We start from the raw sequence: 551 nt of genomic DNA on the forward strand, positions 1-551 counted from the left end.
TCAGTTCACGGGAATGAACTTCCATCCACACATGTATAGCGTTACATGCGTTGGTAATAGGCCAATTTTATTTGAGTCTGTTTTCTTCAGACTGTATTGCTAATGTTGTTAAATAACATTACCTCGGATGTCTTGTATAAGATATATAAGATCTTATATCATTGATTTTCTCTGTATGCAGTTTTCAAGGTACATACGGTTTCTTGCGAAACCGAGTGGAGAATACGAGAGTCGAACTCGTGACCTCCTGCTTGCAAGGCAGGCGCTCTCCCAACTGAGCTAATCCCCCATATTTAGTTAATACCTTTTCAGGTAAATGGGCTTAAGTGGGCCTTACCTCTTTTATCTGTAAGGCTTACCCGTCTGGGTAAATGGGCTTAAGTGGACTCGAACCACCGACCTCACGCTTATCAGGCGTGCGCTCTAACCGGCTGAGCTATAAGCCCATTTGATTTGGCGGCCACCTACTCTCCCACACCGTCTCCAGTGCAGTACCATCGGCCGTCTGGGTCTTAACCATCGTGTTCGGGATGGGAACGGGTGTTGCCCCC

Annotated in this window: 2 tRNA genes and 1 rRNA gene; all 3 read right to left on the bottom strand. The window is 46.5% G+C overall.

The features are described 5' to 3' along the window. Nucleotides 1–216: 216 nt before the first annotated feature. A tRNA-Ala gene (locus tag FNY66_RS15365) sits at nucleotides 217–289 on the bottom strand. 83 nt (nucleotides 290–372) lie between these two features. Further along, a tRNA-Ile gene (locus tag FNY66_RS15370) sits at nucleotides 373–446 on the bottom strand. Between the two features lie 5 nt (nucleotides 447–451). Continuing rightward, a 5S ribosomal RNA gene (gene rrf, locus FNY66_RS15375) occupies nucleotides 452–551 on the bottom strand; the annotation flags it as partial.

Source organism: Mediterraneibacter catenae, assembly GCF_008691045.1.
In the GTDB taxonomy this organism is placed as follows: domain Bacteria; phylum Bacillota; class Clostridia; order Lachnospirales; family Lachnospiraceae; genus Mediterraneibacter; species Mediterraneibacter ornithocaccae.